General features: G+C 73.8%; 21 protein-coding genes. 18 read left to right on the top strand and 3 right to left on the bottom strand.

Features of this window, described 5'->3' with window-relative positions:
• Positions 1-47: 47 nt before the first annotated feature.
• The 4 genes from AB0C78_RS39165 to AB0C78_RS39150 all read left to right on the top strand — a co-directional run bounded on the left by AB0C78_RS39165 (position 48) and on the right by AB0C78_RS39150 (position 3,919).
• Positions 48-623, top strand: a complete 576-nt coding sequence (locus AB0C78_RS39165) for a YqgE/AlgH family protein (RefSeq protein WP_151546084.1) — start codon at positions 48-50, stop codon at positions 621-623.
• A gap of 4 nt (positions 624-627) precedes the next feature.
• Positions 628-897 (top strand): DUF3039 domain-containing protein, encoded by a 270-nt coding sequence (locus AB0C78_RS39160; RefSeq protein ID WP_151546083.1) that lies wholly within the window; start codon positions 628-630, stop codon positions 895-897.
• Between the two features lie 235 nt (positions 898-1,132).
• The gene (locus AB0C78_RS39155) at positions 1,133-2,059 is read left to right on the top strand and encodes a zinc metalloprotease (RefSeq protein WP_360758333.1); all 927 of its coding nucleotides are present in this window, start codon (positions 1,133-1,135) and stop codon (positions 2,057-2,059) included.
• Between the two features lie 120 nt (positions 2,060-2,179).
• On the top strand, positions 2,180-3,919 hold the full coding sequence (locus AB0C78_RS39150) for a DEAD/DEAH box helicase (protein ID WP_360758380.1): 1,740 nt from the start codon (positions 2,180-2,182) through the stop codon (positions 3,917-3,919).
• Between the two features lie 27 nt (positions 3,920-3,946).
• Here AB0C78_RS39150 and AB0C78_RS39145 read toward each other — a convergent pair whose 3' ends face one another.
• The 3 genes from AB0C78_RS39145 to AB0C78_RS39135 form a co-directional block, all read right to left on the bottom strand.
• A complete protein-coding gene (locus AB0C78_RS39145) occupies positions 3,947-4,474 on the bottom strand; it encodes a gluconokinase (RefSeq protein ID WP_360758331.1) in 528 nt (175 codons plus the stop codon).
• A 2-nt stretch (positions 4,475-4,476) separates the two neighbouring features.
• Positions 4,477-5,058 carry an isochorismatase family protein gene (locus AB0C78_RS39140; protein WP_360758329.1) on the bottom strand — a complete coding sequence of 194 codons (582 nt, stop codon included), beginning with the start codon at positions 5,056-5,058 and terminating at the stop codon, positions 4,477-4,479.
• 73 nt (positions 5,059-5,131) lie between these two features.
• Positions 5,132-6,451, bottom strand: a complete 1,320-nt coding sequence (locus tag AB0C78_RS39135) for a nicotinate phosphoribosyltransferase (protein ID WP_360758327.1) — start codon at positions 6,449-6,451, stop codon at positions 5,132-5,134.
• Between the two features lie 227 nt (positions 6,452-6,678).
• Here AB0C78_RS39135 and clpS point away from each other — a divergent pair, with 227 nt between their 5' ends.
• From clpS to rdgB, 14 genes are all read left to right on the top strand, one after another.
• Entirely contained in the window at positions 6,679-6,975 is a 297-nt protein-coding gene (gene clpS, locus AB0C78_RS39130) for an ATP-dependent Clp protease adapter ClpS (protein WP_151546078.1), read from the top strand.
• A gap of 83 nt (positions 6,976-7,058) precedes the next feature.
• Entirely contained in the window at positions 7,059-7,586 is a 528-nt protein-coding gene (locus tag AB0C78_RS39125) for a DUF2017 domain-containing protein (protein WP_360758325.1), read from the top strand.
• 162 nt (positions 7,587-7,748) lie between these two features.
• Positions 7,749-8,684: an MEDS domain-containing protein gene (locus AB0C78_RS39120; protein ID WP_360758323.1), complete on the top strand. Its 936-nt coding sequence runs from the start codon at positions 7,749-7,751 to the stop codon at positions 8,682-8,684.
• Between the two features lie 19 nt (positions 8,685-8,703).
• A complete protein-coding gene (locus AB0C78_RS39115; RefSeq protein WP_360758321.1) occupies positions 8,704-9,555 on the top strand; it encodes an MEDS domain-containing protein in 852 nt (283 codons plus the stop codon).
• Positions 9,552-10,607 (top strand): sensor histidine kinase, encoded by a 1,056-nt coding sequence (locus tag AB0C78_RS39110; protein ID WP_360758319.1) that lies wholly within the window; start codon positions 9,552-9,554, stop codon positions 10,605-10,607. Before AB0C78_RS39115 ends, AB0C78_RS39110 begins: the two co-directional genes overlap by 4 nt.
• A 34-nt stretch (positions 10,608-10,641) precedes the next feature.
• On the top strand, positions 10,642-11,061 hold the full coding sequence (locus AB0C78_RS39105) for a M67 family metallopeptidase (protein WP_151547003.1): 420 nt from the start codon (positions 10,642-10,644) through the stop codon (positions 11,059-11,061).
• Between the two features lie 65 nt (positions 11,062-11,126).
• A complete protein-coding gene (locus tag AB0C78_RS39100) occupies positions 11,127-11,255 on the top strand; it encodes a hypothetical protein (RefSeq protein WP_360758316.1) in 129 nt (42 codons plus the stop codon).
• Between the two features lie 82 nt (positions 11,256-11,337).
• Positions 11,338-11,610 (top strand): MoaD/ThiS family protein, encoded by a 273-nt coding sequence (locus AB0C78_RS39095; protein ID WP_151547004.1) that lies wholly within the window; start codon positions 11,338-11,340, stop codon positions 11,608-11,610.
• 22 nt (positions 11,611-11,632) lie between these two features.
• Positions 11,633-12,580: a cysteine synthase gene (locus AB0C78_RS39090; protein ID WP_360758314.1), complete on the top strand. Its 948-nt coding sequence runs from the start codon at positions 11,633-11,635 to the stop codon at positions 12,578-12,580.
• Between the two features lie 157 nt (positions 12,581-12,737).
• The gene (locus AB0C78_RS39085) at positions 12,738-13,538 is read left to right on the top strand and encodes a thioesterase family protein (protein ID WP_360758312.1); all 801 of its coding nucleotides are present in this window, start codon (positions 12,738-12,740) and stop codon (positions 13,536-13,538) included.
• A gap of 150 nt (positions 13,539-13,688) precedes the next feature.
• Positions 13,689-14,561 carry a glutamate racemase gene (gene murI / locus AB0C78_RS39080; RefSeq protein WP_360758310.1) on the top strand — a complete coding sequence of 291 codons (873 nt, stop codon included), beginning with the start codon at positions 13,689-13,691 and terminating at the stop codon, positions 14,559-14,561.
• Positions 14,562-14,591: 30 nt separating this feature from the next.
• Positions 14,592-15,341 carry an MBL fold metallo-hydrolase gene (locus tag AB0C78_RS39075; protein WP_360758308.1) on the top strand — a complete coding sequence of 250 codons (750 nt, stop codon included), beginning with the start codon at positions 14,592-14,594 and terminating at the stop codon, positions 15,339-15,341.
• Between the two features lie 30 nt (positions 15,342-15,371).
• A complete protein-coding gene (rph, locus tag AB0C78_RS39070) occupies positions 15,372-16,091 on the top strand; it encodes a ribonuclease PH (RefSeq protein ID WP_151547008.1) in 720 nt (239 codons plus the stop codon).
• Complete coding sequence (gene rdgB, locus AB0C78_RS39065) at positions 16,088-16,723, top strand: RdgB/HAM1 family non-canonical purine NTP pyrophosphatase (RefSeq protein WP_151547009.1); 636 nt, start codon at positions 16,088-16,090, stop codon at positions 16,721-16,723. Before rph ends, rdgB begins: the two co-directional genes overlap by 4 nt.
• Positions 16,724-16,842 lie beyond the last annotated feature (119 nt).

The raw sequence follows: 16,842 nt of genomic DNA, 5'->3' as shown, positions 1-16,842 counted from the left end.
GCGGGGGGACGTGCCGTGGGAGGTCCGCGCAACGCATGATGGAACCCATGGAAGACGGCATCAGGGTGGGGCTTCTGCTGGTCGCGACACCTCAGCTGGAGGATCCCAACTTCAGGCGCAGCGTCGTCCTGGTGGTCGAGCACGATGTCGACGGGGGCACCCTGGGGGTTGTCCTGAACCGGCCGACCGAGATTCCGGTCGACCGGGTGCTGCCGCCGTGGGCCGAGCTGGTGACGGGGCCGTCGGTGGTGTTCCAGGGCGGCCCGGTCGCGCTGGACAACGCGCTCGCCCTGGCCCGCCTGCCCGGCGAGGACGAGCCGCTCGGCTGGCGGGCGCTGGAGGGCGGCTCCGAGGTCGCCCGCGTCGGCCTGGTCGACCTGGAGGCCCCGCCCGGGCTGCTCGCGCCGGAGGTGCTGCAGCTGCGCGTGTTCGCCGGGTACGCCGGCTGGTCGGCCGGGCAGCTGCGCGGCGAGATCGAGGACGGCGCGTGGTACCTGGTGCCGGCGGAGGCGGGCGACGTGTTCGCCGGGGACCCGGACCGGCTGTGGCAGGAGGTGCTCCGCCGCCAGGGCGGTGACCTGGCGTTCGTCTCCACTTTCCCCGAGGACCCGACGCTGAACTAAGGTGATGGACGTGAGTACGAAGATCCTTCCCGAGAGCGACACCCAGCAGGACGTCCGGCCGGACCTCTCGCACGGTGACGGCGACCACGAGCGGTTCGCCCACTACGTGAAGAAGGCCAAGATCACCGAGAGCGCGGTGACCGGCACGCCGGTGATCGCGCTGTGCGGCAAGGTCTGGGTGCCGAACCGGGACCCGAAGAAGTACCCGGTCTGCCCGGAGTGCAAGGAGATCTACGAGTCCATGCAGCCGGGCGGGGACAAGGGCGACGAGTGACGGCCGGCTGAGAGCCGGATGAGGGCGCCGGACCGGGGGGTCCGCGCGCGCCCGTGACGGTCCCGCGGTCGGGGTCCGCCGGCAGGGCGGACGCGCCACCGCGGGGCCTTCGCCTTTCCGCGCCCGCTTTTCCAGTTCAGCTTTCCAAACGGGGACATACGGGGGACAGATGCGGCGGTTCGCCGGGGTTTCGCTGTGCGCACTGACGGTCACGGTGTGTGTGGCGTCGAGTTCGATGAGTGACGGCCCGCGTGCGCGGGCCAAGACCGTCCGGGCAGGCAAGCCCCTGGCGGCGGGCAAGGCCGTCACGGCAGGCAGGGACGGCTGCGCGCAGGGCGGTGCGGCCCGGGTGGCGCACCCGCGCGACCGGGACGGCGAGCTGACCCGCGGCCAGGTCGCCGCGATGCTCGGCGACCTGAGCAGGACGCTCCGCGAGCGGTACGGGACCGCGGACGAGCGGCGCTTCGACACGGCGCGGCGGCGGACGCTCGTGATCCCGGTCCGCTTCCACGCCCTCGCCGCCGGACGCGCGGGACGGCTGTCCGGTGCGTCCGTCCAGGGCCAGATCGCCACGCTGAACGCGGCGTACAGCGGGCGGACGGGCGGCGCCGACACCGGCGTGAGGTTCCGGCTCGCCGGCTACGACGTGACGAACAGGGCGTCCTGGTTCTACCACCCGCGCAAGTACCAGAGCCGCTTCAAGCCCAGGCTGCGCCGCGGCGGGCGCGGCACCCTCAACCTCTACTCGGCCTCCGTGGGCAGCGACGTCCTCGGGTTCTCGACCTTCCCGCAGTGGTACCGCAAGAGCCCGCGGATGGACGGCGTCGTGGTCGACTACCGCAGCCTTCCGCGCGGCTCGTACCGGCGCTTCAACCGCGGCTACACGGCCGTCCACGAGATCGGGCACTGGCTGGGGCTGCTGCACACCTTCCAGGGCGGGTGCACGCCGCCCGGCGACGGGGTGTCCGACACCCCGTACGAGGCGACGCCCGCGCAAGGATGCCCTCACTACAAGGACACCTGCCCGCAGCGCGGCGACGACCCCGTCCACAACTTCATGAACTACGGGTTCGACTCGTGCATGCGAAGCTTCACTCCAGGTCAGGGCCGCCGGATCCGTGCCGTGTGGGCCGCGTACCGGGCGCCGGGGCATGGGCGCTAGCGGCGCGGCGCGCGGGCGCGCGGCGGTGTGGATCGCGGCACAGGAGGGGCGGGGGCGGCGCGATCTGTCGGTGGGGCTCGGTAGCCTGCTATGACCGTGAGCACCTTCGCCGCATCGAGCATGCCCCCCGCGTTCCCCGAGCGGGCCGCCTGGGGGACCGCGCAGTCCCTGCGCGCCTGGCAGCAGCAGGCGCTGGAGGCTTACTTCGGGACGGACGGGCAGCAGCCGGGCCCGCGCGACTTCCTCACCGTCGCGACGCCCGGCGCCGGCAAGACGACGTTCGCGCTGCGCCTCGCCCGGGAGCTGCTGGAGCGGCGGATCATCGCGGCGATCACGATCGTCTGCCCGACCGAGCACCTCAAGCGGCAGTGGGCCGAGTCCGCCGCCCGTGTCGGCATCAAGATCAACCCCGAGTACCAGAACGGCGACGGCCCGGTCGGCAAGGACTTCCACGGCGTCGCCGTCACCTACGCGACCGTCGCGGCCCGCCCGGCGCTGCACCGCAACCGCACCGAGTCGCGCAAGTCCCTGGTGATCTTCGACGAGGTGCACCACGCGGGCGACGGCCTGTCCTGGGGCGACGCGGTCCGGGAGGCGTTCGAGCCCGCGACGCGGCGGCTCGCGCTGTCGGGCACCCCGTTCCGCACCGACATCAACCCGATCCCGTTCGTCCGCTACGAGGAGGGCCCGGACGGGATCAAGCGCAGCCAGGCCGACTACACCTACGGCTACGGCCCGGCGCTCGCCGACGGGGTCGTCCGGCCGGTGATCTTCCTGGCGTACGCGGGCGAGATGCGCTGGCGCACCCGCGCCGGCGACGAGATCACCGCGACGCTCGGCGAGCCGCTCACCCAGGACCAGACCGCGCAGGCGTGGCGGGCCGCGCTCGACCCCAAGGGCGACTGGATCAAGCAGGTCATCGCCGCCGCCGACCGCCGCCTCACCGAGCTGCGCCGCGTCATCCCCGACGCGGGCGGCCTCGTCATCGCCACCGACCACGAGACGGCCCGCGCCTACGCCAAGATGCTCCGCGCCGTCACCGGGCAGGGCGCCACGATCGTGCTGTCGGACGACCCGACCGCGTCGAAGAAGATCAAGGCGTTCAGCGAGACCGACGACCGGTGGATGGTCGCGGTCCGGATGGTGTCGGAGGGCGTCGACATCCCGCGGCTGTGCGTCGGCGTGTACGCCACGTCCACCAGCACGCCGCTCTTCTTCGCGCAGGCGATCGGCCGTTTCGTCCGGGCCCGCAAGCGCGGCGAGACCGCGTCGGTGTTCCTGCCGTCGGTGCCGACGCTGATGGGGCACGCCGCCGAGCTGGAGGAGGAGCGCGACCACGTCCTCGACCGGCCGGTCCGCGAGGACGGCCTCGACGACGACCTGCTCGCCGAGGCCAACCGCAGGCAGGACACCCCGGACGTCGGCGAGGAGCTGCCGTTCGAGACCGTCGAGGCGTCCGCGACGTTCGACCGCGTGCTGTACGACGGCGGCGAGTTCGGCATGCAGGCCCAGCCGGGCTCCGCCGAGGAGGAGGAGTTCCTCGGCATCCCGGGGCTGCTGGAGCCCGAGCAGGTGACGCAGCTGCTGCGCAAGCGGCAGGCCGACCAGATCGCGAGCGAGCGGCGGCGCAAGACCGGCGACCCGCGCGCCGACCGCACCGCCGCCGAGGACCTGCACGCCCTGCGCAAGGAGCTGAACGGCCTGGTCAACGCGTGGAACCACCGCACCGGCCAGCCGCAGGGCGTGATCCACAGCCAGCTCCGCTCGGCGTGCGGCGGGCCGCCCGTCCCGCAGGCCAGCGCGGAGGAGATCCGCAAGCGGATCGGCAAGATCCGCGAATGGGCCGCCAAGCGCGCCTGACGCCGAGGGCACCGCGTTCGAGCACGGTCAGTGCTTGGGCGACAGGTCCAGGGACTTCATGATGCGGGCCACCGTCTCGTCGGGGGAGTCGGTGATGGGGACGGTCAGGACGTGCTCGTCCGGGGCGGGGCGCTCCAGGTCGGCGAACTGGCTGTCCAGCAGGCCGGCGCCGAAGAAGTGGCCGTGCCGCTTGCGCATCCGCTCGGCGATGACGTCGCGGTCGCCGTCGAGCATGACGGTGCGGACGGCGGGGCGGCCGCCGGTCAGCTGGTCGCGGTAGGCGCGCTTCAGCGCGGAGCAGCTGACGACGCCGGGCCGGCCGGAGTCGAGCCGGCCGTCGATCCACGCGGCGATCGCGCGCAGCCAGGGGGCGCGGTCGGCGTCGGTCAGCGGATGCCCGGCCCGCATCTTGGCGACGTTCGCGGGGGAGTGGAACGCGTCGGCCTCCGCGTAGTCCCAGCCGAGGCGCTCGGCGAGCAGGCCGCCGACGGTGCTCTTGCCGCTGCCGGACACGCCGGCGATGAGGATGACCTCGATATCGGGGGGATTGCTCACGTTCAGCCGCTCACGACCGGGTCGCCGGAGAGGGCGACGCCCTCGCGGCCGAGCTCGTCCAGGGCGCGGTCGACGGTGGCCTTGCCGACGCCCGCCGTCAGGTCGAGCAGGACGGTGGTGCGCAGGCCGGCCCGGGCCGCGTCGACGGCGGTGGCGCGGACGCAGTGGTCGGTGGCGATGCCGACGACGTCGACGGCGTCGACGCCGCGGGACGCGAGCCAGTCCGCGAGCGGGACGTCGTCGTCGGAGACGCCCTCGAAGCCGCTGTAGGCGGCGGTCTCGCGGCCCTTGCTGAACACGGCCTCGATGGGGGCGAGCGCCAGGTTCGGGTGGAAGTCGGCGCCGGGGGTGCCGATCACGCAGTGCGGCGGCCAGCTGTCGACGAAGTCGGGCCGGTCGGAGAAGTGGTCGCCGGGGTCGAGGTGGAAGTCGCGGGTCGCGACGATGTGCGCGTAGCCGCCGCCGCGCTCGGCGACGTGGCCGGAGATGGCCGTGGCCACGCCCGCGCCGCCCGCGACGGCGAGCGACCCGCCCTCGCAGAAGTCGTTCTGCACGTCCACGATGATCAGAGCCTTCTTGCCCATGACCGCTCCTCTACCGGTGTCTCCCCGCCGTCGACGCTACCCCAGCGGCGCCCGTGCCCTTCCGCGGGCGCCGTCAGGCGCGCGGGCCGCCCTCGACGAACTCGGTCGGCACGGCGGGCTCGCCCTTGGACAGCTGGAGCGCCGTCGGGGGCAGCTCCGCGACGGACCGGACGTGCCGGTCCCGGGCGTCCCGCAGCGACTCCCGTCTGACGATCTCCCCGTCGCGGACCAGCGGGACGTGCAGGACGCGGTCGCGCCGTCCCGGCACCGGCTCCCCGATCGACACCGTCTCGGCGTAGGCGGTGCCGTGCGCGTCGACGCGCCGCACGGCGGACTTGCGGCCGCCGCGGCTGGGCTTGCCGGTGGACCGCTTCGCGACCGGGCGCATGGCCGCGGCCTCGTCCGGGGCGTCCGCGCGGGCGACGAGCTTGTAGACGAGCGAGGCGGTCGGCGCGCCGGACCCCGTCACCAGGGACGTCCCCACCCCGTACCCGTCGACGGGCGCGGCGGCGAGCGCGGCGATGCCGTACTCGTCGAGGTCGCCGGTCACCACGATGCGGGTGTCGTGCGCGCCGAGCGAGTCGAGCTGCTCGCGGACGCGGCGGGCCACCACGCCGAGGTCGCCGCTGTCGATCCGGACGGCGCCGAGGGACGGCCCGGCGAGCTCCACGGCCGTCCGGACGGCCCGCTCGACGTCGTAGGTGTCGACCAGCAGCGTCGTCCCGTCGCCGAGCGACGCCAGCTGCGCCTCGAACGCGTGCCGCTCGCTGTCGTGCAGGAGCGTGAAGGAGTGGGCGCTCGTCCCGGCGGTGGGGACGCCGTAGAGGCGGCCCGCCTCCAGGTTGGACGTGGTGGTGAACCCGGCGATGTAGGCGGCGCGGGCGGCGGCGACGGCGGCGCGCTCGTGGGTGCGGCGCGACCCCATCTCGATGATCGGCCGGCCCTGCGCGGCATGCACCATCCGGGACGCGGCGGACGCGATCGCGCAGTCGTGGTTGAGGATCGACAGGACGACGGTCTCCAGCAGGACCGCCTCGGCGAACGTCCCCTCGACCACCAGGATCGGCGATTCCGGGAAGTAGCAGTCGCCTTCGGCATAACCCCAGACGTTCCCGGAGAAGCGGTACTTCTCCAGCCACTGCGCCGTCGGGTCGTCGACGATCCCGTTCGCGGTGAGGAACTCCAGTTCCGCGGTGTCGAACCGGAACGCCTCGATCGCGTCCAGCAGCCGCCCGATCCCCGCGACGACGCCGTACCGGCGGCCCGCGGGCAGGCTGCGCGCGAACACCTCGAAGACCGCGCGCCGCCCGGCCGTGCCGCTGCGCAGCGCGGCCTGCAGCATCGTCAGCTCGTACTGGTCGGTGAGCAGGGCGGTTCCGTCGTCAACGTCCACAGGTGGAACCCTAAGGCCAGGTGCGGGCACCATGGAGGTGCGGGCCGCCGCACCCGGCGCAGATCACACCGGGCGCGGTGAAGATCGCCCCGGACGGCGCGCGGGCGCATAGCATCGGGTGCCGTGGGCGGACCGACAACGCGGGGAAAGGGGGAGACGCGGCCGATGAGCGTCACGAGCAGGGCGGGCGAGGCGGGGCTGCCGAGCACGCCGGGCGGAGCGAGCTCATGAGCACGGCGCCCGCACCCGTCGAGCTGGAGCGGCCCGACGCCGAGGAGGACGTGCGCGCCGACCGGCCTTGGCTGGCGATCGTCTGGAACGACCCGATCAACCTGATGTCGTACGTCACGTACGTGTTCCAGACCGTCTTCGGCTATCCGAAGAGCAAGGCCGAGAAGCTGATGCTGGACGTCCACCACAAGGGCCGCGCCGTCGTGGCCAAGGGCACCCGCGAGGAGATGGAGCGGGACGTGGAGATCCTGCACTCCTACGGGCTGTGGGCCACCGTCAAGCGGGACGACTGAACCGATCCCGAACGGCGTTCCGGGGGTGCGGGGCCGCCGTCCCCCCTCGGGAGCCACCGAAGCCTTCTGGGCGGAGCGATCCGATGAGCAACGTGAAGAAGACCCGCAAGGGCGTCGTCGTCCGGCTGGAGCCGGAGGAGGCGGCGCTGGTGCGGGCGCTGATGGAGCAGCTGGTCACGCTCCTCGGGGACGTCCCGGGCGAGGACGGCGAGCTGGCCTCCGTCGGCATCGCCGAGAACGCCGTCAAGCCGGACGATCCGGTGCTGGCGCGGCTGTTCCCCGACGCCTACCGCGAGGACGGCGAGGCGGCGGGGGAGTTCCGCCGCTACACCGAGATGGGGCTGCGCGACGGCAAGCGCGAAGCGGCCCGCACGGTGCTGGACGCGCTGAAGGACCCGGGCGCCGACATCGTCCTCGACAAGGAGCAGGCGCAGATCTGGCTGCGCGCGCTGAACGACGTGCGGCTCGCGCTCGGCACCCGGCTGGACATCAGCGAGGAGTGGTACGAGGAGGCCGAGCAGCTCGACCCGCGCGACCCGCGGACGCCGATGTTCGCCGCCTACGACTGGCTGACGATGCTGCAGGAAGGGCTCGTCCGGGCCCTCTGGTAGGAGCCGGTCCGGCCGCCGGGCGGGCGTTCCCGTCCGCACCCGGCCATCGGCGGCATCACCGATTGTCGGGACGCGGACGCCCTGAGTGGTGTCCACTGGAGGGCGAGGGGACGCCGCCAGTCCCGCCGCGGAAGGCGGGCCTTACGCCAACCGGAGGCCGCGATGCCGGCAGAGACCGGTCACAGCAAGTCCGTGGGCTCGATGGAGCTCGGCGACCACCTGTGCCTTTTCTTCGACAGCGACGCCGAACGGCGGTCCGTGATGGCCGCCTACGTCCGCGACGGGGTGCGCGCGAACCACAAGGTGATCTACATCTCCGACGCGGTGCCCGCGCGGGACGTCGCCGCGTGGCTCGGCGGCGGCGACGGCGGGCCCGACACCGTCGGCCCCCCGCGCGAGGACGACACCGGCTTCGACTTCGCCGCCGCGATGGACGCCGGGCACTTCGTCGTCCGCACCGCCGAGGAGACGTTCCTGGCCAGCGGCCGGTTCGACCCGGACGAGAGCCTGGCGCTGATGGCCACGGAGATCGACCTCGCGCTCGTGCAGGGCTACTCGGGGGTCCGGATCGCCGGGGAGGCGCGGTTCTCGCTGCGCCGCTGGCCCGGGACCGAGCGGCACGGCGACTTCGAGCGGATGCTCGACCAGGTGTTCATGACCACCGACCTGAAGGCGATGGCGATCTGCCAGTTCGACCGCCGCTGGTTCGACGAGGCGCGGCTGGCGGAGCTGGAGGCCGGCCACATGGGCCGGGTCCGGGCGAACGACCACTACGACGACGGCGCGCTGCGCATCACGCCGACGTTCACGCCGCCGGGCGCGGCGCTGACCGGGGTGCTGGACGCCGAGACCGGCCCGGCCGCGGAGAAGGTGCTGGCGTCGGTCGCGTCCACGGCGGGGCTGCTCTGCCTGGACCTGCACGGCCTGACCCGCTGCGACGACGCCGGGCTGCGGCTGCTGGCCGACGCGGACAATCCGGGCCTCGGCCTGGGCCGTGGGCTGCTGCTGCGCGGCGCCGACCCCGAGCTCGCCGGCCGGCTGCGCGAGTCGGGGCTGCTCGCGCGGTCGGGAGTGTCGGTCGAGGAACGGACCGGCTGAGCGGAGGGACGGTTCGCGCATGGCGGTCGGGCACCGCGCGGCGGTCGGCGAGATGCGCTTCGGCGACCACTTCTTCCTCGCCTACGACAACGGCGCGGAACGGTACGCCGTGCTGGCCGCCTACCTGCGCGCCGGGCTGCGGGCCGGGCACGCCCTCGTCCACCTGGCCGACGGCGAGCCCGCGGACGCCGTGCGGGACCGGCTGCGGGCGCTGTTCGCGGCGGACGCCCCCGACCTGCTCGCGGCGGTCAACGACGGCCGGCTGGCCGTGCCCGGGGCTTCGGGCCGCCCGCCCGGCGAGGTGATCGCGGCGGCCGGCGGGCCTGGCCGGCGCGCCGGGGTCCGGGTGAGCGTCGAGGCGTCGCCGTCGTCGCGCGGCTGGCCCGGCACCGCCGGGTTCGCGGCGTTCGAGGACGCCGTGGGCCGCGCCGTGGCCGCGGCCGGGGACGCGATGGCGCTGTGCCAGTTCGACCGGCACTGGTTCGGGCCCGGCGGGCTCGGCGCGCTGGAGGCGTGCCACGGCGGGCCGGTCGGCGCCGGCGCGGTCTTCGACGACGGCGTGCTGCGGATCGATCCGCTGTTCGCGCCGCCCGGCCTCCGGCTGTCCGGCTCCATCGACGAGTCGACGCTGCCGGGGCTGCTGGCGGCGCTGCGCGGGCTCGACGGTCGCGCCGCGCACGTGTGCCTGGACCTGGCCGGTGTGGAGTTCTGCGACCTCGCGGGGCTGCGCGCGCTGGTCGGCGTGAACGAGTGGAGCATCGTGCCCGACCGGCTGGTCGTCCTGCGGTCGGCGCCCCGCTGCGTGGAGATGATGATGCGCGTGACCGGCTGGGAGGGTGCGCCCGGGATCGTCCACGAGGGGGTCCGGTGACCGCCCCCGGGGCCGGGCCGCCGCAGGCGCGGGGGCTCGCGCCGGACGCGCCGCCGCAGGCCGGCGGCGGTGGCGTGCTGGTGCACCGCGCCGTCCCGTACGGGTGGCCGCGCGAGCTGGCGCAGACCGCCGTCCCGTACCTGGAGGCCGGGTGCGTCGCGGGCGACGCGGTCGTGGTGATCGCGTCCGAGCCGGTCCGGGCGACGCTGCGGGAGCGGCTCGGCGCGCAGGCCCGCGCGGGGATCGAGTTCATCGACTCCGCCGACTGGTTCGGCGGCCCGATGCGGGCGCTGGCCGGCTACCACGACCGGATGCGCGCCGACTGGTGGCCGCGCGGCCGGCTGCGGCTGCTCGCCGAGCCGGTGTGGGACGGGCTGACGCCGCTGGAGACGCGCGAGTGGCAGCGGCACGAGTCGCTGCTGAACGTGGTGTTCGCCGGCACCCCCACCATGATCATGTGCGCGTACGACGCGGTGGCGCTGCCGCCGCCGGTGCTGGACGCGATGGCCCGCACGCATCCGGAGCTGGTCGGCCCGGACGGCCCGCGGCCGAGCCCCGAGTACACCGACCCGGCCGAGTTCTACGCCGAGTGCAACGCGGGCCCGCTCCCGCCGCCCCCGGCGTCCGCCGCGCACCGCACGTTCGGCGCGGGCGGGCTGCCGTCGCTGCGCGCGTTCCTCGCCGCCGAGGCGGCGCGGCTCGGGCTGCCGGAGGGCCGGACGCTGCCGTTCGTGCTGGCGGTCAACGAGGTCGCCACGATGATCATCCGGGCCGGCGGCGGGCGCGGCTCGGCGCTGCTGTGGGCGCGGTCGGGCGAGCTGGTCTGCGAGCTGGCCGACCCCGGCCGCATGCTCGCCGACCGGTTCCTCGGCTACACCCCGCCGCCGCCCGGCCCGCCGCCGTCCGCCGGGCAGGCGGCGCCGGGCGCGCCGGCCGGGCGGGGCGCCGACGGAGCGATGTGGGCGGTGCGCCGGCTCTGCCACATCGTGCAGATCAGGACCGGCGCCCACGGCACCCGCGTGCGGATGCACATCCGGCTGGACCACGGGTGAGGGACGCGGCGGCGGGGGCGGTAGCCTTCGGGGCATGCTGACGATCGAGCGTGCCCTGGTCGAGAAGATCGTCGCGCATGCGCGCGCCGACCATCCGGACGAGGCGTGCGGCATCATCGCCGGCCCGATCGGGTCGGACCGGCCCGTCCGGTACGTCGCGATGACGAACGCCGAGCGGTCCCCGACGTTCTACCGGTTCGACTCGCAGGAGCAGCTGAAGCTGTGGCGGGAGATGGACGACCGCGACGAGGAGCCGGTGGTGATCTACCACTCGCACACCGCGACCGAGGCGTACCCGTCCCGCACCGACATCTCCTACGCGTCGGAGCCGAACGCGCACTACGTGCTGGTGTCCACCCGCGACGAGGACACCGAGGAGTTCCGGTCGTACCGGATCGTGGACGGCGAGGTGACCGAGGAAGAGGTCCGCGTCGTCGACACCTACGACGCCTGATCGCCGGGGTCACCGGGTCGATGGCGGTGGGGAGCGGGCCGGACGCGGCCGGTAAACTGGTCGACATGTGGACGAGCGGGGACGTGACGGGCGTGCGGCGCCGCGTCCCGTGCTCCGCGGTGCCACCCGTACAGAGCTTCCTGTTCGGGCATTCGCGCGCCGAGGTCGTCTACGACTGTTCGCCGACGCGCTGATCCTGCCCGGAATTCCCCCGCTGCCCGCCCGGTTGTGACGCAGAGGGCGGGGAGCCCCGTACGACCAAAGGAGATCATCGCGATGGCGATCGAGGTCCGGATCCCGACGATCCTGCGCAACCTCACCGACGGCGCCAAGGCCGTCGAGGGCAAGGGCGGCACGCTCGACGAGCTGTTCGCCGACCTGGACACCCGCCACCCCGGCCTGCGCGACCGGCTGGTGGACGACAAGGGCCTGCGCAAGTTCGTCAACGTCTACCTCAACGACGAGGACGTCCGGTTCCTCGGCGGGCTGGAGACCGAGGTCTCCGACGGCGACGGCGTGACGATCCTGCCGGCCGTCGCGGGCGGCTGAGCCGGGCCGGGGACGAGCGCACATGCGATTCGACTCGCTGCTGGACTCGCTCGGCGGCACCCCGCTGGTCGGGCTGCCGCGGCTGTCGCCGTCCGAGGACGTCCGGCTCTGGGCGAAGCTCGAGGACCGCAACCCGACCGGGTCGGTGAAGGACCGTCCCGCCTTCTACATGATCGAGAAGGCGGAGAAGGACGGGCTGCTGACGCCGGGCTGCACGATCCTGGAGCCGACGTCCGGGAACACCGGCATCTCCCTCGCCATGGTCGCCAAGCTGCGCGGCTACCGGATGGTGTGCGTGATGCCGGAGAACACCTCGGCGGAGCGCCGCCAGCTGCTGGAGATGTGGGGGGCGGAGATCATCTCCTCGCCCGCCGCGGGCGGGTCGAACGAGGCCGTCCGGGTGGCGAAGGGCCTGGCGGCCGAGAACCCCGACTGGGTGATGCTGTACCAGTACGGGAACGAGGCCAACGCGCAGGCGCACTACGAGACGACGGGCCCGGAGATCCTCGCGGACCTGCCGTCGGTCACGCACTTCGTCGCGGGCCTCGGCACCACCGGCACGCTGATGGGCGTCGGCCGGTACCTGCGCGAGCAGGTGCCCGGCGTGAAGATCGTCGCGGCGGAGCCGCGGTACGGCGAGCTGGTGTACGGGCTCCGCAACATCGACGAGGGCTTCATCCCCGAGCTGTACGACGACTCGGTCCTGACGACCCGGTTCTCGGTGGGGTCGCGGGACGCGCTGCGCCGCACCCGCGAGCTGCTGGAGCAGGAGGGCATCTTCGCGGGGATCTCCACCGGCGGCGCGCTGCACGCCGCGATCGGCATGGCGAACAAGGCGGTGAAGGCGGGCGAGCGCGCCGACATCGTGTTCATCGTCGCCGACGGCGGCTGGAAGTACCTGTCCACCGGCGCGTACGGCGGCACCCTGGAGGAGGCCGAGGCGCGCCTCGAAGGCCAGCTCTGGGCCTGACGCTCCACACGGGCCCCGCTTCGGGGGCCAAGGCCGGGGCGGCGTGATCCCGGCCACGGCGCCGCTCCCGGCCGGCGCGGTACAGTTCATACTCGAACGTGATTCTAGAACCGTGCCGGCCGGGTGGACGCCCGCCGGACGCCCCGGGAGATGACGGATGAGCGGGTTCGAGGCGGCCACCGCGGTGAAGCGGATCGGCGACGGCCGGTACGAGGTCGACCTGGACGGCGACTTCGGCTTCGCCGAGGCGCTGAACGGCGGCTACCTGATGGCCGTCCTGGACCGCGCCGCCGTCGACGCCTCCCCGCACGAGCACCCCATCTCCACCGCGGCGACGTTCCTGCGTCCCGCCAAGCCCGGCCGCGCGGAACTGGTCGTCGACACCCGCAAGGCCGGCCGCACCGCCGCGACCTCGCTGGTCGGCCTCGTCCAGGACGGGCGCCCCGTGGTGGAGGCGCTGATCACCACCGGCACGCTCGGCGCCGCCGCCGAGCCCGTGTTCGCCGGGCCCGCGCCCGCCGTTCCCGTCCCGCCGCTGGAGGAGTGCACCAGCATGCTGCCGGACGAGGGCACCGAGGGCTTCGCCGGGCAGGTCGACATGCGCTTCGACCGCTCCACGATGGGCTGGCTGGACGGCACGCCGAGCGGCCGGCCGGAGATCCGCGCCTGGTTCCGGCTCCGCGACGGCTACGGCCCGGACGCCGTCTCCCTCGCCCTCACCGTCGACGCGCTGCCGCCCGTCGCGCTGAACCTCGGCTCCAAGGGCTGGGCGCCGACCGTCGAGCTCACCTGGCACATGCGGGCCGTCCCCGCGCCCGGCTGGCTCGCCGTGCACGGCACCGGGCGGCTGCTGTCGGACGGCTGGTTCGACGAGGAGGTCGAGGTGTGGGACTCCACCGGACGCCTCGTCGCGCAGAGCCGGCAGATCGCCCGGGTGGGCATCGGCGTCAAGAAGTGACCGGAGTGACACGCTGGACCGGCGTTTCGCGCGCCCGGCGACGGGATCACGCGCGCATCCCGTGAACTGGAGCGTTTTCCAACGGATGACGGTGTGATGTCCAACGCATGACGCACCTGTACGGGGGTAAGTCGCCTAGCCTGTAGGACCATGTCAGCGACCGGCGACCTCGACGCGATGGACCTCTCTTCCGGTGGCCGGTCGGACCTTCCGATCGGGATCTTCGACAGCGGGTTCGGGGGCCTCACCGTGGCCCGCGCCATCCTCGACCAGCTGCCGAACGAGCCGATCGTCTACCTCGGCGACTCGGCCCGCCAGCCGTACGGGCCGCGCCCCATCGCCGAGGTCCGCGCGTTCGCGCTGGAGATGCTGGACCGGCTCGTCGACGAGGGCGTGAAGATGCTGGTGATCGCCTGCAACAGCGCCAGCTCGGCGATGCTGCGCGACGCCCGCGAGCGCTACGACGTCCCGGTCGTCGAGGTGATCAACCCGGCGACCCGGCGCGCGGCCCGCGCCACCTCCAACGGGCGGGTCGGGCTGATCGCGACGAACGCCACCGTCACGAGCCGCGCCTACGACGACGCGTTCGCCGCCGCCCCGCACATCGAGCTGGTCAGCGCCGCGTGCCCGCGCTTCGTCGAGTTCGTCGAGGCGGGCGTGACGATGGGCCCGGACCTGCTGGACGCGGCGCGCGGGTACCTGCGGCCGATCGTGGACGCGGGCTGCGACACCCTCATCCTCGGCTGCACGCATTACCCACTGCTGACCGGCGTCATCTCGTATGTCGTCGGCGACGGGGTCACACTGGTGTCAAGCGCCGACGAGACCGCCAAGGACGTGTATCGAGTGCTGCACGACCAGGGGCTGGCCCGCGACGAGGGGACGCCCCGGCCACGGCACCGGTTCCGCGCGACCGGTGACCCCGGCGTGTTCGCCGAGCTCGGCCGGCGCTTCCTCGGGCCGGAGATCGACGCGGTGGAGACCGCGTCCGAATCCGTCCTGAACAAGGCTCTGACCACCTGATTCCTCGGGGACACAAGAGGAGGAGTGAGCGTGCGGGTCACAGTGATCGGCTGCTCCGGCAGTTTCCCGGGGCCGGACAGCCCCGCGTCCAGCTATCTGATCGAGGCGGACGGCTTCGCGCTGGTGCTCGATCTCGGCAACGGCGCGCTCGGGTCCCTGCAGCGCTTCCGCTCGTTGCAGGAGATCGACGCGGTGTGCATCTCGCACCTGCATGCCGACCACTGCCTGGACCTGTGCGGCTTCTGGGTGGCGCGCACCTACCATCCGGACGGCCCGCAGCCGCGGCTGCCGGTGCACGGCCCCGAGGGGACAGCGGTACGGATGGCGAAGGCGTACGACCTCGAACCCGAGCCGGGGATGTGCGAGACGTTCGACTTCCACGTGCTGCGCCGCGGCCCGTACGAGATCGGCCCGTTCCGGGTGACGACCGCGCTGATGCCGCACCCGGTGGAGGCGTACGCGTTCCGCATCGAGCACGACGGCCGGGCCCTGGCGTACTCCGGCGACACGGGCGTGTCCGACACGCTCGTGGACCTGGCGCGCGGCGCCGACCTGTTCCTGTGCGAGGCGTCGTTCCTGGAGGGCCCGGACCTGCCGTCCGAGCTGCACCTGACCGCGCGGGAGGCCGGCGAGCACGCCGCCCGCGCCGACGTCGGACGGCTCGTCCTCACCCATCTGGTGCCGTGGAACGACCAGGACACCTCGCTGAAGGAGGCCCGGACGAGCGGGTACGGCGGCGACATCGAGCTGGCCCGGGTGGGCGCCTCCTACGAGCTGTGACCGCATCCGGCGGGCACTAGGGTGGTGCGCATGGCACGCCCCGATGATCGCGCATCCGACCAGCTCCGTCCCGTCCGCATCCAGCGCGGATGGCTCGACCACGCGGAGGGGTCGGTGCTCGTCGAGTTCGGCCGGACCCGGGTGCTGTGCGCGGCGTCCGTGCAGGACTCGGTGCCGCGCTGGCGGCGCGACTCCGGGCTCGGCTGGGTCACCGCCGAGTACGCGATGCTGCCGCGCGCCACCAACACCCGCAACGACCGCGAGTCGATCAAGGGCCGGGTCGGCGGCCGCACCCACGAGATCTCCCGGCTGATCGGCCGGTCCGTCCGGGCCTGCCTGGACTTCAAGGCGCTCGGCGAGAACACCGTCCAGCTGGACTGCGACGTGCTGCAGGCCGACGGCGGCACCCGCACCGCGGCGATCACCGGCGCGTACGTCGCGCTCGCCGACGCGGTGTCGTGGATGCGCGAGCGCAAGCTGCTGCGCGGGAACCCGCTGGTCACCTCGGTCGCGGCGGTCAGCGTCGGCGTCGTCGCGGGGGAGGCGCGGCTCGACCTGTGCTACGAGGAGGACTCGGCCGCCGGCACCGACATGAACGTGGTGTGCACCGGCGACGGCAGGTTCGTCGAGGTGCAGGGCACCGCCGAGGGCGCCCCGTTCGACCGCGCCGAGCTGGACGCGCTGCTCGACCTCGCCGCGGGCGGCTGCGCCGAGCTGACCCGGTTGCAGAAGGAAGCGCTCGCCCGGTGACGCGGATCGTGCTGGCGACCCGCAACGCGGGCAAGATCGCCGAACTGGAGCGGATCCTCGGCGGCATCGACGTGGCGGGCCTCGCCGAGTTCCCGGACGCCCCCGAGGTGCCGGAGACCGAGCTGACCTTCGAGGGCAACGCGCTGCTGAAGGCCCGCGCGATCGCCGCGCACACCGGCCTGCCCGCCGTCGCCGACGACTCGGGGCTGTGCGTGGACGCGCTGAACGGCATGCCGGGCGTGCTGTCGGCCCGCTGGTCGGGGCGGTTCGGCGACGCCACCGGCGACAAGGACGCCGCGAACCTGCGGCTCGTCCTCGACCAGCTCGGCGACGTCGCCGACGGCCTGCGCGGCGCCGCGTTCGTGTGCGCGGCGGCGCTGGTCGTCCCGGCGCACGGCGACCGCGGCGCGGTCGAGCACACCGTCGAGGGCCGGATGCGCGGGACCATCGTCCGGGCGCCGCGCGGCACCGGCGGCTTCGGTTACGACCCGGTGTTCCTGCCGGACGGCGAGACCCGCACCACCGCGGAGATGGCGCCGGAGGAGAAGGACGCGATCAGCCACCGGGGCAAGGCGTTCCGGGCGCTGGCCGGGCTGCTGCCCGACGCGCTCGCCGCCGCCGGCCACCCCTAGGGGCGGCAGCGGACCGGGCGGGGCGCCGGGGGCTCGTGGCGGCGGGGAGAAAATGTCGGGCTCCATGACAACCCGGCGGCCGCCGGCGGGGGTTCTCAAGGGTGTACGGACACCGTCCC

The sequence above is a fragment of the Actinomadura sp. NPDC048394 genome (genome assembly GCF_040651755.1).
Taxonomy (GTDB): Bacteria; Actinomycetota; Actinomycetes; order Streptosporangiales; family Streptosporangiaceae; genus Spirillospora; species Spirillospora montaniterrae.
The sequence above is the reverse complement of the archived record's forward strand: the minus strand, read 5'-3'. Positions and strand labels throughout refer to the sequence as shown.

Bases quoted from the DNA above. Each gene is read 5' to 3' on its own strand.
- AB0C78_RS39165 (WP_151546084.1), top strand. From the start codon at position 48: ATGGAAGACGGCATCAGGGTGGGGCTTCTGCTGGTCGCGACACCTCAG.
- AB0C78_RS39160 (WP_151546083.1), top strand. From the start codon at position 628: ATGGACGTGAGTACGAAGATCCTTCCCGAGAGCGACACCCAGCAGGAC.
- AB0C78_RS39155 (WP_360758333.1), top strand. From the start codon at position 1,133: ATGAGTGACGGCCCGCGTGCGCGGGCCAAGACCGTCCGGGCAGGCAAG.
- AB0C78_RS39150 (WP_360758380.1), top strand. From the start codon at position 2,180: ATGCCCCCCGCGTTCCCCGAGCGGGCCGCCTGGGGGACCGCGCAGTCC.
- AB0C78_RS39140 (WP_360758329.1), bottom strand. From the start codon at position 5,058: ATGGGCAAGAAGGCTCTGATCATCGTGGACGTGCAGAACGACTTCTGC.
- clpS (WP_151546078.1), top strand. From the start codon at position 6,679: ATGAGCACGGCGCCCGCACCCGTCGAGCTGGAGCGGCCCGACGCCGAG.
- AB0C78_RS39125 (WP_360758325.1), top strand. From the start codon at position 7,059: ATGAGCAACGTGAAGAAGACCCGCAAGGGCGTCGTCGTCCGGCTGGAG.
- AB0C78_RS39120 (WP_360758323.1), top strand. From the start codon at position 7,749: ATGCCGGCAGAGACCGGTCACAGCAAGTCCGTGGGCTCGATGGAGCTC.
- AB0C78_RS39115 (WP_360758321.1), top strand. From the start codon at position 8,704: ATGGCGGTCGGGCACCGCGCGGCGGTCGGCGAGATGCGCTTCGGCGAC.
- AB0C78_RS39105 (WP_151547003.1), top strand. From the start codon at position 10,642: ATGCTGACGATCGAGCGTGCCCTGGTCGAGAAGATCGTCGCGCATGCG.
- AB0C78_RS39100 (WP_360758316.1), top strand. From the start codon at position 11,127: ATGTGGACGAGCGGGGACGTGACGGGCGTGCGGCGCCGCGTCCCGTGC.
- AB0C78_RS39095 (WP_151547004.1), top strand. From the start codon at position 11,338: ATGGCGATCGAGGTCCGGATCCCGACGATCCTGCGCAACCTCACCGAC.
- AB0C78_RS39090 (WP_360758314.1), top strand. From the start codon at position 11,633: ATGCGATTCGACTCGCTGCTGGACTCGCTCGGCGGCACCCCGCTGGTC.
- AB0C78_RS39085 (WP_360758312.1), top strand. From the start codon at position 12,738: ATGAGCGGGTTCGAGGCGGCCACCGCGGTGAAGCGGATCGGCGACGGC.
- murI (WP_360758310.1), top strand. From the start codon at position 13,689: ATGTCAGCGACCGGCGACCTCGACGCGATGGACCTCTCTTCCGGTGGC.
- rph (WP_151547008.1), top strand. From the start codon at position 15,372: ATGGCACGCCCCGATGATCGCGCATCCGACCAGCTCCGTCCCGTCCGC.